The sequence below is a fragment of the Microbacter sp. GSS18 genome (assembly GCA_029319145.1).
GTDB lineage: Bacteria > Actinomycetota > Actinomycetes > Actinomycetales > Microbacteriaceae > Microbacterium.
Genome location: CP119753.1, coordinates 2,904,828 through 2,917,786, shown reverse-complemented (window position 1 = coordinate 2,917,786; position 12,959 = coordinate 2,904,828). Strand labels below are relative to the sequence as shown.

The window sequence follows — 12,959 nt, the reverse complement described above, 5'->3', positions numbered from 1 at the left end:
CCCCCTGGGGAGGCGGCCCTCTCTCTGTCTGCGGCGGGCGAGGGATGGGGCTGGGCGAGGTGCACTTGCATACCCCTGGGGGTATTGCTACGATGAGTGCATCAGATACCCCCAGGGGTATCCACCCGAGACCAAGAGGAGAAGCAATGCTGCTGGAGCGCATCTACGATGAGGACCTCGCACAGGCGAGCTACTTCATCGGCTGCCAGGCCAAGGGCGAGGCCATCGTCGTCGACCCGCGACGCGACCTCGACGTTTACCTCGACATCGCGAAGCGCAACGGGATGCGCATCGTCGCGGTGACCGAGACCCACATCCACGCCGACTACCTGTCGGGCACGCGCGAACTCGCCGCCGCGACCGGCGCGACCGCGTACGTCTCGGCCGAGGGCGGGCTCGACTGGCAGTACGGCTTCGAGGCCGAGCGCCTGCACCACGGCGACGTCATCCGCCTGGGCAACATCACGGTCGAGGCCGTTCACACGCCGGGCCACACCCCCGAGCACCTGTCGTTCCTCGTGACCGACGGCGCCTTCAGCGACCAGCCCGGGTACTACCTCACCGGCGACTTCGTCTTCGTCGGCGACCTCGGCCGGCCCGACCTGCTCGACGAGGCCGCGGGCGGTGTCGACACCCGCTTCGCCGGGGCGAAGGACCTCTTCGCCAGCCTGCGCGACCACTTCGTGACGCTGCCCGACTGGGTGCAGGTGCACCCCGCCCACGGCGCCGGCAGCGCGTGCGGCAAGGCGCTCGGCGCCATCTCGTCGACCACCGTCGGCTACGAGCGCGAGTACGCGTGGTGGGCGCCCTTCGTCCGCGACAACGACGAAGAGGGCTTCGTCGCCGCGCTCCTGGACGGCCAGCCCGACGCGCACGCGTACTTCGGCCGCATGAAGCGCCAGAACAAGGTCGGCCCCGAGGTCATGGGCGCCCGCCCCGCACTGGTCGAGTTCGACAACGCCACCGTGGCCGCGAAGCTCGCCGCCGACGAGATCGTCTTCGTCGACACGCGCCACAACGCGAAGGTGCACGAGGGCACGGTCGAGCGCTCGCTCAACATCCCCGGCGTCGCCAAGGCCGCGAGCTACGGCGCGTGGGTCTATGACCCCGAGCGAGAGACGCGTCCGGTCGTCGTGCTGGCGAAGGACGCCGAGACGGCGGAGGCCATGCGCGACCACCTCGTGCGCGTCGGCATCGACCACGTCATCGGCTACACCACGAGCCTCGAGGGCCTGCCGCAGGTGACCCCGAAGGTCATCGGCCAGGACGAGCTCGCCACCACCGACCACGCCATGCTGCTGGACGTCCGCAACAAGACCGAGTACGCCGCCGGCCACCTGCCCGGCGCCGAGCAGCTCAGCGGCGGCCGTGCCCTGTGGAACCTCGACCAGCTGCCCAGCGAGGGCACCATCGTCGCGTACTGCCAGAGCGGCGTGCGCGTGAGCGTCACCGCCAGCGCGCTGCGACGCGCCGGATACGACGTGGCCGAGCTCGACGGCAGCTACGCCGGCTGGGTCGCCTACGAAGCCGAGAAGGAGAAGGCCCTTGTCTGACATCTCGATCAACCAGGCCTATGAGCGCATGAACCGCGACCTCGTCGTCGACGTGCGTGAGAACACCGAGGTCGCCGCCGGCCGCATCCCGACCGCGATCCACATCCCGCTCGGCGAGCTGTCGGCCCGCCTCGGCGAGATCGACCGCAATCGCGAGGTCATCGCGGTGTGCCGCAGCGGCAACCGCTCCAGCCGGGCCACGTCCCTGCTGAAGTCGGCCGGCTACAAGGTCGACAACATGACCGGCGGCATGATGGCGTGGCAGGCCGCGGGCCTGCCCACCGTCTGACCGCTCGACCACGGCCGGCGCACCGGAGGCTCGGTGCGCCGGCCGAGGCATGCCCATGACACTCACCATCGTCATCACCCTCGCCCTCGCGCTGCTGGTCGGCGTCTCGCTCGGACTCCTCGGCGGCGGCGGGTCCATCCTCACCGTCCCGATCCTGACCTACGTGCTCGGGATGCCTCCCAAGGAGGCCATCGCGGCGTCGCTGTTCGTCGTCGGCACGACCGCGATCGTCAGCGTCGTCAGCCACGCGCGCGCCGGACGGGTCGCGTGGCGCACCGGGATCATCTTCGGCCTCGCCGGCATGACCGGCGCCTTCCTCGGAGGCATCCTCGGAGGGTTCATACCCGGCGCGATCCTCATGCTGCTGTTCGCGGCGATGATGGTCGCCACCGCGATCGCGATGATCCGCGGCCGCAAGAAGAACGGCGGCGCCGGAGCGGAGCGCGGACACCTGCCGATCATCCGCATCCTGCTCGACGGCTTCGCCGTCGGCCTGGTCACCGGGCTCGTCGGCGCCGGGGGCGGGTTCCTCATCGTGCCCGCACTCGTGCTGCTGGGCGGGCTGCCGATGGCGCTCGCCGTGGGCACGTCGCTGCTGGTGATCGCGATGAAGTCGTTCGCGGGGCTCGGCGGCTACCTGTTCACCGTCGAACTGGACTGGCCGATCGTGCTGGCCGTCACGGCCGCGGCGATCATCGGTTCGTTCGCGGGATCCCGCCTCGTGGGGGTCGTCCCCGAGAACGCCCTGCGGAAGGGCTTCGGCTGGTTCGTCCTGGTGATGGGGGCGTTCATCCTCGTGCAGGAGGTTCCGCCCATCATCCAGTCCCTGCTGTAGATCGCGTTCGGCGGCGACACATGTTCTCGCCGAGTGCACACGTCATGTGAGGTCCACAACGGGTGCACTCGGCGAGAACATGCGCACTCGTCGGCAGGGCCGTGCGGGGGAGGGTCAGGCGTCGAGGAGCAGCGACTCCGCGACGGGGCGACGGGTGCGGGGCGCGCTCTCTCGGGCCTGAAGCTCATCCGAGGCCGCGGCGACATCGCCCAGCGCGCCGACGGCGATCACCGTGATCGGGACGAGTGCGGCGTCGAGCTCGAACGCGTCGGCGACGGCGTCGCGATCGAAGCCACCCATCTGGTGGGTCGCCAGGCCGCTCGCGTGCGCCTGAACGGTGAAGTGCGCGGCTGCCTGACCGGTGTCGTACAGGGCCCAGGCCAGCGGCTGGCCGTCGCGCTCGGTCTCGGCGACGAAGACGACCAGCGCGCCGGCGGCCGGTGCCCACGCTCCGTTGAAGCCCGACAGCGCAGCGGTGATCCGGGCGTGCGCCGCCGTGCCGCGCCGGGCGACGATGACGCGCCACGGCTGGATGTTCGCCGCCGTGGGCGCCCACCGCGCGGCCTCGAGGGCGCTTGCCAGCGCGTCCTCGTCGATCGGCGCCGCGGCGTCGAAGATGCGGGTGCTCCAGCGCTCGGCGAGGACGTCGAGGATCGGGGCTTCGGTGGTGGCGGTGCGGACGAGGGCGGTGGTCATGGGGACTCCCGGGATGTGGAACGGATGCTGCCGGGACGCCCTCGTCCCGCATCCATACAAGCGCATGAACCTGGGCGGAATTCCCAGGTGCGCCGCGGCCGCTCAGCGACCGTCCGTCGCGGGCTCGTCGGCGTGCGCGGACTCGGCGCCGGCGCCGGCGCCGGCATCCGGAGCGTCGTCGGCCGGCGCATCGGGGAGCGACCGCATCGTCCAGAAGGGCCCGAAGACCACGAACGTCGCCGACAGCAGTCCGCCGACGGCTCCGATCCACATCGTCGGCACCGTTCCGAGCCACTCGCCGAGCCCGCCCGCGATGAGCGCGGCGATGGGCATGACGCCCCACACGACGAACCGGATCGAGGCGTTCATGCGGCCGAGCAGACGGTGCGGCGTGATGCGCTGGCGGAACGTGACCTGCGTGATGTTGTACACCAGGACGGCGAAGCTCATCGCGAAGGACTGCAGCACCAGCAGCGGGAAGGCCAGTTCAGGGACGAGCGCGACGGCGGGCAGCGCGAGACCGGCGAGCGAGAAGCCGATCGACGACACCGGGATCGCAGGAGCCTCGCCGATCCGGCGCACGATGTGCGGAGTGGCGATGGCACCCGCCAGCCCGCCGACGGCGCCGAGGGCGAAGACGACCCCCATGCTCTCGGGGGAGATGCCGAGCTCTCGCAGCAGGAAGATCGGCAGCAGGGTGAAGCTCAGGGTGCTGAACAGGTTCGACACTCCGGTCGTCGCCACGATGCGGCGCAGCAGCGGGTTGCCGAAGACCCAGCGGAGGCCTTCGCCGATCGAGCGCACGAGCGGGTCGTGCTCGTGGGCGGCGGCGAGCTTCTCATGGTCGCGCGTGAACAGCAGCGCGACCATCGAGGCGAGGTAGGTGCCCATCGTCGCGAGCACCGCGAACGGCGCCGAGACGGCGCCGATCAACCAGCCCGCGGCGGCGGGGCCGGCGATGTGCGCGATCTGGGACGTCGACTCGAACTTGCCGTTCGCCTCGGCGATCTGCGTCGCGGGCACGAGCGAGGGGACGAGCGATTGATACGACACGTCGAAGAAGACCGTCGCCACCCCCAGCACGAAGGCGACGCCGATGAGGTGCCAGATCTCGAGCGACCCCATCCACCACAGGACGGGGACTGCTGCCAGCGCGACCGCGCGCACGCCGTCGGCGGCGATCATGACGTGCCGCTTGCGCATGCGGTCGATCCAGGCGCCCGCCGGAAGGCCGATGAGCAGGAACGCGGCGACATTGGCGGCGTTGAGGACCCCCACCTCGAACTCGCTCGCCTCCAGGAGGAGCACGGCCATGACCGGCACCGCCAGCTGGGCGACCTGCGCGCCGAACTGGCTGAGAGCCTGACCGCTCCAGATCGTCAGGAAGTTGCGGTCACGCCACAGCGACCTCGGAGCGGGTGGCGACTCCACTGATTGGGACATGCCAATCAGTTTTAGGCGAGTGATTGAGCATTGTCAATCACTCGCCTATCGTGGAGTCATGGCTGAGTGCGACGAACAGGACCACGCCGAGTTCGTCGCGCGCGCGCTGAGCTCTCCGTTGCGGCTGCGGGCGCTGCGTCTGTGCCGCTTCTACGCACGGACGAACAAGGAGCTCGCCGAGCTGCTCGAGGTCAACCCCGGCACGATGCTCCATCACGTCCGCACGCTCGTCGAGGCCGGGATGCTCGTGCCGGAGGAGGAGCGCACGGGCGCGCGCGGAGCGCGCGAGATCCCGTACCGGGCGACGGGCCTGTCGTGGGGGAAGCACTTCCCGAACCAGTCGGTCGTCGTGCTCGAGGCGATGCGCCAGCAGCTCGAGGGCGTCGACCCCGAGGACGTCGACTTCGGGTGGCTCGGGCTCAAGCTCAACACCGAGCACAAGGAGGAGCTCGGACGGCGCCTGTTCGAGCTGATGGGGGAGTTCAAGGACCGCGGGCCCGATCCCGACGGCGAGCCGTACTCGCTCGTCACGATCATCCACCCCGACCTCAATCCGCCGCCTGCCGGCTGACTGCCGGGTCCGTCCGCGCGGGCGACGGCATCCGCTCGCCTCCCGCGCGCGGACGGCACCGGCATCCGCCTCTCGTCGTGCACGTATGCAGGAGATTCGGCCCGCCACGCTTCACGACGCGCGAATTCCGCGCGTTCTTCCTGCGTTCTGACGCGGATGCCGTCGGCCGCGGGACCCTACGGTGGGACCATGACCGCCACAGCCGACCTCTACGACGACCGCGGCGAGGACGTCGACTCGCTTTCGCTGCAGCTGCAGGACATCGGCGGCCGGACGGCCTTCGACGGCCCGATCCGCACCGTCCGCTGCCACCGCGACAACGCGCTGGTCAAGGCCACGCTCGCCACGCCGGGCGACGGCGCCGTGCTCGTGGTCGACGGCGGGGGATCGCTCGAGTCCGCGCTCGTCGGCGACCTCATCGCGGCGTCCGCCGTCGAGAACGGCTGGGCCGGGGTGATCGTGCACGGCGCGATCCGCGATCGAGAGGCGATCGGCGAATTGCCGCTGGGGGTCAAGGCCCTGGGCTCCAACCCGCGCAAGAGCGCGAAGGACGGCGTCGGCGAGATCGATGTGCCCGTCATGATCGCCGGCGTGCTCTTCGCGCCGGGCAAGCGCGTGTGGGCGGATGCCGACGGCGTGCTCGTCGAGCGCTGACGCCGATCAGCTCAGCGGCGTCCAGTCGCCGGGGCCGTCCGACCCGGCCGCGTACTCCTCCAGCGGCACGTCGCCGCGGTGCCACGCGTCGAGGATCGGGTCGAGGAGCCGCCAGCACTGCTCGGCCGCGTCGCCGCGCACCGACAGCGCCGCGTCACCGTCGAGGATCGACGACAGCACCTCGCCGTAGGCCAGCAGCGCCCCCTCGCCCAGCTTCGCGTGCAGCCGGGTGCGCGACAGCGCGAACGGATCCTCGCCGCCGTTGACGTTCAGCTCGAGCGACATGCGGTCGGGGCCCAGCTCGAAGCGCAGCACCGACCCGGGCTCCTCCCCGACGAACCCGTCGGGGAGGTGGTGCACGGGCCGGAAGCGGATCAGGATCTCGTGCGTCTCGCCTCCGATCGCCTTGCCGGAGCGCAGGGTGAAGGGGACGCCCGCCCACCGCGACGTGCGCACCTCGAAGGTCGCTTCCGCGAGCGTCTCGGTCTCGAGGCGCGGATCGACGCCCGGCTCGTCGACGTACGCGGGGAGCTCGCGGTCCCCGATGACGCCGGCGGTGTAGCGTGCCCGCCGCGAGGAGTGCACCGCGTTGTCGTCCCACACGTGCGTCGCCCGCAGCGCCGCCGTCGTCGCATCGCGCAGATCCACCTCGTCGAGCGTCGCCGGCGGCTCCATCGCGACGACCGCGAGCACCTGCAGCAGGTGGCTCTGGATCATGTCGACCAGCGCTCCGGCCTTGTCGTAGTACCGTGCCCGTCCCTCGAGCCCGAGCGTCTCGTCGAAGCGGATGACCACGGACTCGACGTGGTGCGACGACCAGACCGGCTCGAACACGCGATTCGCGAAGCGCGCGCCGAGCAGGTTGAGCGTGGTGGAGCGCCCGAGGAAATGGTCGACCCGGAAGACCTGGTTCTCGGGCACGAGACGCGCGAGTGTCCGGTTCAGCGCGCGGGCGCCGTCGAGATCCGAGCCGAAGGGCTTCTCGAGGGCGAGGATCGTCCCGGCGGGCAGGTCGACCTCGGCCAGCGCCTCGCACGCGGCCGCGGCGATCGCGGGCGGCACGGCGAAGTACAGCGCCAGCCTGCCCTCGGCCCCCGACACCAGGCCCTGCAGGTCGGACGCCTTCGTGATGTCGGCGGTGCGGTACGTGGTCTCGGCGATCGCGTCGAACGCGGACTCGGCGTCCGCCGACCGGAACGCCGCGCGGACCGCCTCGACCCAGCGCTCATCGGTCCACTCGTCGATGCCCGCGCCGAGCAGCCGCACGCGCCGGTCGGGCTCGCGCGTGAGGAGCTGGCCGAGTGCCGGCAGGAGCAGCCGTGAGGTCAGGTCGCCGGATGCGCCCAGGATCAGGAGAGTCGTATCACCGCTCATGGCGGCCACGATAGACCCTGGCCCGCCGCCCCGAGAGCCTGGAAGAATCGTACGGATGCCCCAGCCCATCGAGGACTACGCCCTGCTCAGCAGCTGCCGCACCGCCGCGCTCGTCTCGTGCGAGGGCAGCGTCGACTGGCTCTGCGTGCCGCGGTTCGACTCGGCATCCGTCTTCGGAGCCCTGCTGGGCGACGAGAACCACGGATGCTGGAGCCTGCGGCCGCGCGACCCCGAAGCCACCTGCACGCGCCGGTACGACGGCGACACGTTCGTGCTCGTCACCCGATGGGAGAGCGCCGACGGCGTCGCCGAAGTGCACGACGTCATGCCCATCGACGGACCGCGCACCGACCTCATCCGCCGCGTGGTCGGCATCAGCGGCAGCGTCGAGTTCGCCCACGAGGTGCGATTCCGCACCGACTACGCGCGCGCGCTGCCGTGGGTGCGGCAGGTGGGCTCCGATCAGTCGCCGGCGCTGCTGGCCATCGCGGGACCCGATGCGCTCATCCTGCGCGGCGTCTCGCTGACCTCGACCGACCATGTCCATGTCGGATCGGTGCGCGTCTCCGCGGGTGAGACGACGGATGCGGTGCTGACGTGGTTCCCGTCGCATCACTCCGAGCCCGAGCCGCTCGACGTCGACCGCTCCATCGAGCGCACGCACCGCTGGTGGTCGGAGTGGGCGGCGCGCATCGAGCACGACGGACCGCATCAGGACGAGGTCGTGCGCTCGCTGCTCGTGCTGCGTGCCCTGACCCACGAGGACACCGGCGGCATCGTGGCGGCGCCCACGACGTCGCTGCCCGAGGAGTTCGGGGGCGTGCGCAACTGGGACTACCGCTACGTGTGGCTGCGGGATGCCGCGCTGACGCTCGAGGCGCTGCTCGCGCACGGCTTCGTGCGGGTCGCGCACCGCTGGCGGTCGTGGCTCGTGCGCGCCATCGCGGGGGACCCCCACGACGTGCAGATCATGTACGGCATCGCGGGCGAGCGTGATCTGCTCGAGCGCGAGCTGACGAGCCTGCCGGGCTACGACGGGGCCGCGCCGGTGCGCATCGGCAACGGCGCGGTCGACCAGTACCAGGCCGACGTGATCGGCGAGGTGATGATGGCGCTCGAGGCGACGCGCGCCGGCGGCGCCGAAGAGGACGCGTTCTCGTGGGCCCTGCAGCGCGCGCTGCTGGGGCAGGTCGTCGAGTGGATCAAGCGGCCCGATCGCGGCATCTGGGAGATGCGCGGCGAGCCGCACATGTTCACCCACTCGCGCGCCATGATCTGGGCGGCGCTGGACCGCGGCGTGCGCGCCGTGCGCGAGGGCGGGCTCGACGGCGACGCCGACACGTGGGCGAAGCTGCGCGACGAGGTCCGCGAGGAGATCGACCGCTACGGCTACGACGCGGACCGCGGGCACTTCGTGCAGCACTACGGGTCGACGGAGGTCGATGCCTCACTGCTGCTCCTGCCGCAGTCGGGCTTCTGCGGCTACGACGACCCGCGGATGCTGGGAACCGTCGCCGAGATCGAGAAGCGGCTCATGCGGGACGGGCTCGTGCTGCGCTATCGCACCGAGAGCTCCGTGGACGGACTGGCCGGCGATGAGCATCCGTTCCTCGCATGCTCGTTCTGGCTCGTCGAGCAGTATGCCCAGACCGGCCGTCACACCGAGGCCCGCGCTCTCATGGACCGGCTGTGCGGGTTCTCGAACGACGTCGGTCTGCTGAGCGAGGAGTACGACGTCGACGCCGAGCGGCACGCGGGTAACACGCCCCAGGCGCTGTCGCACCTCGCGCTCGTCCGGGCGGCCGACGCGCTCGCCGGTCACTGCGGGCGCGCGGCGCTGCGGTCCTGACCCCTACGACCGCAGCGCGTCGCGCAGCTTCACGCGCGCGCCCATGCGCAGCAGCGAGTTCTGGTAGATCTTCGCGGCGATCACGATCGCCGCGACGCACGTCGCGATCAGCAGGACGAGCGAGACCAGTGGCTCCCACCACTGGGCCTCGCCGAGGAACAGCCGCACCGGCATGCCGACCGGCGCCGAGAACGGCACGTACGACATGACACCGATCACGACGGGGTTGTCGAAGAAGAACACCACCGCGAAGTACGGGATCATGATCAGCATCGTCAGCGGCGTCGTGGTCGAGCCGATGTCCTCCTGGCGCGAGACCATCGACGCCGCGGCCGCGAACAGCGACGCCAGCAGGACGAAGCCGAAGAGGAAGAAGACCGCGAACCACGCGATCGGCTCGCCCAGCCCCGCCAGCAGCGCGCTCTGACCGGTCACGGCGAGCCCGGTCAGGGCGATCGAGGCGAGCAGCAGCACCTGGGCCATCGCCAGCACCGTGTTGCCGACGACCTTGCCGGCCAGGAGCGTCCGGACCGGGATCGCCGAGATCAGCAGCTCGACGACGCGCGTCTGCTTCTCCTCCACGACGCTCTGCGCGATCGTGCTGCCGAACAGGGACGCCGCCAGCAGGAAAACGACGCCGAACCCGATCGCCGCGACGTACCCCAGCGCCGAGGCGCCCGCCTCGGGGTTCAGCAGTTCGACGGGCGGCAGCTGTGCGAGGGCGAGCAGCAGCTGCGTGGGCGGGCTCGAGTCGGCGATCACGGCGTAGCCGGTCGGTGAGGCGGCGTCGCCGACCACGGCGGCGTCCACCGAGCCGTCGGTGACGAGGGACTCGGCCGCCGCGCGGTCGGCGGCATCCGTCAGCTCGAGTCCGGGGACACCCTCGACGTACTGACGGGAATCGGCCGTGACGGCGACCGGGGTCCCGCCCGCCGTCGCGGCCGCGAACCCGCCCCACAGAACCAGCGCGAGCGCTCCGAGGAGCAGGATCGCGGTCGAGATGACGAAGGCCTTGCTGCGCAGCTTCGAGCCGATCTCGCGCTCGGCCACCAGCCACACGCTGCGCGGCGCGCTCGGGGCCGTTGCGGGCGCGCTCATCGAATGACCTCCTTGAAGATCTGGGCGAGGCTCGGATGCTGCGGGGAGAAGCGCGCGACCGGCCCGCGCTCCAGCGCGAGGCGCAGCACGTGCTGCGCGGTCTCGTCGCTGTCGGCGTCGAAGACCGTGCGATCTCCGTCCGCGCTCACCACCGTGACGCCTGGCTCGCCCTGGACCGGAGGGGTCCCCGCCGCGACGAGCTCGAAGCGCCGCGTCGAGTGCTGGGCCCGCAGGTCATCCCGGGCTCCCGCCGCTCGGATCGACCCGCCGGCGATGATGACGAGGTCGTCGCACAGCCGCTCGACCACATCGAGCTGGTGCGACGAGAAGAGCACGGGCGCGCCCGCGGCCGCCCGCTCCTGCAGCACGCGGGCCACGACGTCGACGGCGAGCGGGTCCAGGCCCGAGAACGGCTCGTCGAGGATCAGCACGTCCGGATCGTGGACGAGCGCCGCGGCGATCTGGGCGCGCTGCTGGTTGCCGAGCGACAGCGTCTCGACGGCGTCGTGCAGCCGCTCGCCGAGCCCCAGGCTCTCGAGCAGGGCCGAGGCGCGCGCGGCGGCATCCGTCTTCGAGAAGCCGTGCAGGCGCGCGAGGTAGGTGATGTGCTCGAGCACCTTCATCTTCGGGTACAGCCCGCGCTCCTCGGGCATGTAGCCGAAGCGTCGGCGATCGGACGCCGTCAGCTCGGTGCCGTCCAGCGACACGGTGCCGGCGTCCTTCGCGAGCACGCCGAGGATGATGCGCATCGCGGTGGTCTTGCCGGCGCCGTTGCCGCCGACGAAGCCGGTCAGCCGGCCGGGACGGACGACGAACGAGACGTCGTCGAGGGCTCGGAGGGCGCCATAGCTCTTGGTCACCCCGGACAGCTGCAGCATGCGGCTCCTCGGTGGGTTCGACCCCCCACGCTAGAGCATGCGACTCAGGAGGACGCGTCGTCCGCGTTGTCCGTCGCCGTCTCGGCTGCGGCGTCGACCTCGCCGGCGTCGTGCAGGCGCAGCGCCTCGCTGATGCCGAAGAACGCCACGGCCTTCGCCTCGTCCTCGGGGAGCGGCGCGGTGTCGATCGGCACGATCTCGAACCCGTCCACGCGGTGGCGCCGCCCATCCACCCGCAGGAAGCCGGAGCCGGCGGCGAGCAGGTTCTGCACCCACGACGCCTCGCGCCCGTACACGAGCGAGACCACCCAGCCGTCGCCGTCGCGTCGCGCGCCCACGGGTGTCTCGTACTCGGTACCGGAGGTCCGCCCGACGTGCTCGATCACCGAGAACGGCTGCCCGGCATCGCCCGCCGTCTTCAGCACCTCGGGGTTGACCACGTCGCGCTGGAACTTCGTGAAGGCGCGGATGAACCGGCGGTTGCCGGAGCGCATGCCCACGATCGCGGTCGCGAGCGCGGCCCCGACCGCGATCGCGATCAGCGCCACGAGTATCAGCAGGAATCCCAGGAGACGCTTCATCTCGGTGTCCGTCCGTCGTCGACTCGGTCGGTGACTCTCGCGTCCCACGCTAGGGGCTGCACCCCGCGCGCACCAGGGTGATCCGATATTCGGAGGATCGTGGGATGCTCGGATGATGCGGCCCGGATGCTCCGCCGCAGCCGCGATTCTCCGACGTTCGGAGGGGCGTCAGAAGATCATCGGGCGGTCGTCGTCGTCCGGCGCCTCGAGGTCGAGGTCGACGGCGACAGGCACGTGGTCGCTGGGGCCGTCGCCCTTGCGCTCGTTCCGGTGGATCGCGGCGCCGGCGACGGCATCCGCGAACGCCTGCGAGCCCAGAATGAAGTCGATGCGCAGCCCCTCGTTGCGCGGGAACCGCAGCTGCTTGTAGTCCCAGTACGTGAAGCCGGTCGGCACGAGCGGCCGCACGACGTCCTGGAGGCCGGCCGCCTCGAGCGCCGCGAACGCCTCGCGCTCGGGCGGTGACACATGGGTGGAGAAGCCGGCCACGACCGACGGATCGCCGTTGTCGGCATCCGTCGGGGCGATGTTGAAGTCGCCGACGAGCGCCAGCGGCAGATCGGGGGACGCGGCGAGCGTGGACCGGGTGTACTCTTCGAGCGCCTTCAGCCAGTGCAGCTTGTAGTCGTAGTGCGGGTCGCCGAGCGCACGCCCGTTGGGCACGTACAGGCTCCACACCTTGACGCCGCCGATCGTCGCGCCGATCGCGCGCGCCTCCTGCGGGGCATCCGGCCCCTCGTGGCCCTTGGCGAAGCCGGGCATGTCGGGGAAGGCCGTCTCGACGTCCTCGATCGGTTCGCGGCTGGCGATCGCGACGCCGTTCCACTGCGAGAACCCGTGCGCCTCGACGGTGTAGCCGGCCTCCTCGAACTTCTCGAAGGGGAACTGCTCGACCTTGCACTTGATCTCCTGCATGGCCAGCACGTCGACGTTCTCGCGCACCGCGAAGTCGACGATCCGGTCGACGCGGGCACGGACGGAGTTGACGTTCCAGGTCGCAAGGCGCATGGGTTCCAGCCTAGGCGCGCGCGACGCGCGTCGACGTCGTCGCCGTCGCCTGCGGAGACAGGAGGGATCGCGGATCCAGGACGTGCCGACGGTACATCACCTGTTCCCGCGAGATCTCCTGTGGCGGAGG

The 12,959-nt window shown here is 71.1% G+C and carries 13 protein-coding genes; 6 read left to right on the top strand and 7 right to left on the bottom strand.

The features are described from left to right. The first annotated feature begins 146 nt into the window (after positions 1–146). The 3 genes from P0L94_13415 to P0L94_13405 are packed head-to-tail and all read left to right on the top strand — an operon-like array spanning position 147 to position 2,677. Entirely contained in the window at positions 147–1,553 is a 1,407-nt protein-coding gene (locus tag P0L94_13415) for an MBL fold metallo-hydrolase (protein ID WES63457.1), read from the top strand. Continuing rightward, on the top strand, positions 1,546–1,842 hold the full coding sequence (locus P0L94_13410) for a rhodanese-like domain-containing protein (GenBank protein ID WES63456.1): 297 nt from the start codon (positions 1,546–1,548) through the stop codon (positions 1,840–1,842). The genes P0L94_13415 and P0L94_13410 overlap by 8 nt, the downstream gene beginning before the upstream one ends. 55 nt (positions 1,843–1,897) lie before the next feature. Continuing rightward, on the top strand, positions 1,898–2,677 hold the full coding sequence (locus P0L94_13405) for a sulfite exporter TauE/SafE family protein (protein WES63455.1): 780 nt from the start codon (positions 1,898–1,900) through the stop codon (positions 2,675–2,677). A 114-nt stretch (positions 2,678–2,791) separates the two neighbouring features. On the opposite strand, the gene P0L94_13400 is transcribed toward P0L94_13405, so the two are convergent. Both P0L94_13400 and P0L94_13395 read right to left on the bottom strand, forming a co-directional pair. Next, the gene (locus P0L94_13400; GenBank protein ID WES63454.1) at positions 2,792–3,373 is read right to left on the bottom strand and encodes a nitroreductase family protein; all 582 of its coding nucleotides are present in this window, start codon (positions 3,371–3,373) and stop codon (positions 2,792–2,794) included. A 102-nt stretch (positions 3,374–3,475) separates the two neighbouring features. After that, on the bottom strand, positions 3,476–4,816 hold the full coding sequence (locus P0L94_13395; protein ID WES63453.1) for an MFS transporter: 1,341 nt from the start codon (positions 4,814–4,816) through the stop codon (positions 3,476–3,478). A gap of 58 nt (positions 4,817–4,874) precedes the next feature. On the opposite strand from P0L94_13395, the gene P0L94_13390 reads away from it, so the two are divergent. Both P0L94_13390 and rraA read left to right on the top strand, forming a co-directional pair. Beyond that, on the top strand, positions 4,875–5,387 hold the full coding sequence (locus P0L94_13390) for a winged helix-turn-helix domain-containing protein (GenBank protein ID WES63452.1): 513 nt from the start codon (positions 4,875–4,877) through the stop codon (positions 5,385–5,387). Between the two features lie 189 nt (positions 5,388–5,576). Continuing rightward, entirely contained in the window at positions 5,577–6,041 is a 465-nt protein-coding gene (rraA, locus tag P0L94_13385; protein ID WES63451.1) for a ribonuclease E activity regulator RraA, read from the top strand. Positions 6,042–6,047: 6 nt separating this feature from the next. Here the strand turns inward: rraA and P0L94_13380 are convergent, their stop codons facing one another. After that, complete coding sequence (locus P0L94_13380; GenBank protein ID WES63450.1) at positions 6,048–7,415, bottom strand: glucose-6-phosphate dehydrogenase; 1,368 nt, start codon at positions 7,413–7,415, stop codon at positions 6,048–6,050. A 55-nt stretch (positions 7,416–7,470) separates the two neighbouring features. Here P0L94_13380 and P0L94_13375 point away from each other — a divergent pair, with 55 nt between their 5' ends. Continuing rightward, positions 7,471–9,264 carry a glycoside hydrolase family 15 protein gene (locus tag P0L94_13375; protein ID WES63449.1) on the top strand — a complete coding sequence of 598 codons (1,794 nt, stop codon included), beginning with the start codon at positions 7,471–7,473 and terminating at the stop codon, positions 9,262–9,264. A 3-nt stretch (positions 9,265–9,267) separates the two neighbouring features. Here P0L94_13375 and P0L94_13370 read toward each other — a convergent pair whose 3' ends face one another. From P0L94_13370 to P0L94_13355, 4 genes are all read right to left on the bottom strand, one after another. Continuing rightward, positions 9,268–10,362, bottom strand: coding sequence for an ABC transporter permease (locus P0L94_13370; GenBank protein WES63448.1), 1,095 nt, complete (start codon positions 10,360–10,362; stop codon positions 9,268–9,270). Further along, on the bottom strand, positions 10,359–11,240 hold the full coding sequence (locus tag P0L94_13365; GenBank protein ID WES63447.1) for an ATP-binding cassette domain-containing protein: 882 nt from the start codon (positions 11,238–11,240) through the stop codon (positions 10,359–10,361). Before P0L94_13365 ends, P0L94_13370 begins: the two co-directional genes overlap by 4 nt. 44 nt (positions 11,241–11,284) lie before the next feature. After that, positions 11,285–11,821: a nitroreductase family deazaflavin-dependent oxidoreductase gene (locus tag P0L94_13360; protein ID WES63446.1), complete on the bottom strand. Its 537-nt coding sequence runs from the start codon at positions 11,819–11,821 to the stop codon at positions 11,285–11,287. A gap of 168 nt (positions 11,822–11,989) precedes the next feature. Then, the gene (locus tag P0L94_13355; GenBank protein ID WES63445.1) at positions 11,990–12,829 is read right to left on the bottom strand and encodes an exodeoxyribonuclease III; all 840 of its coding nucleotides are present in this window, start codon (positions 12,827–12,829) and stop codon (positions 11,990–11,992) included. Between the last annotated feature and the right edge of the window lie 130 nt (positions 12,830–12,959).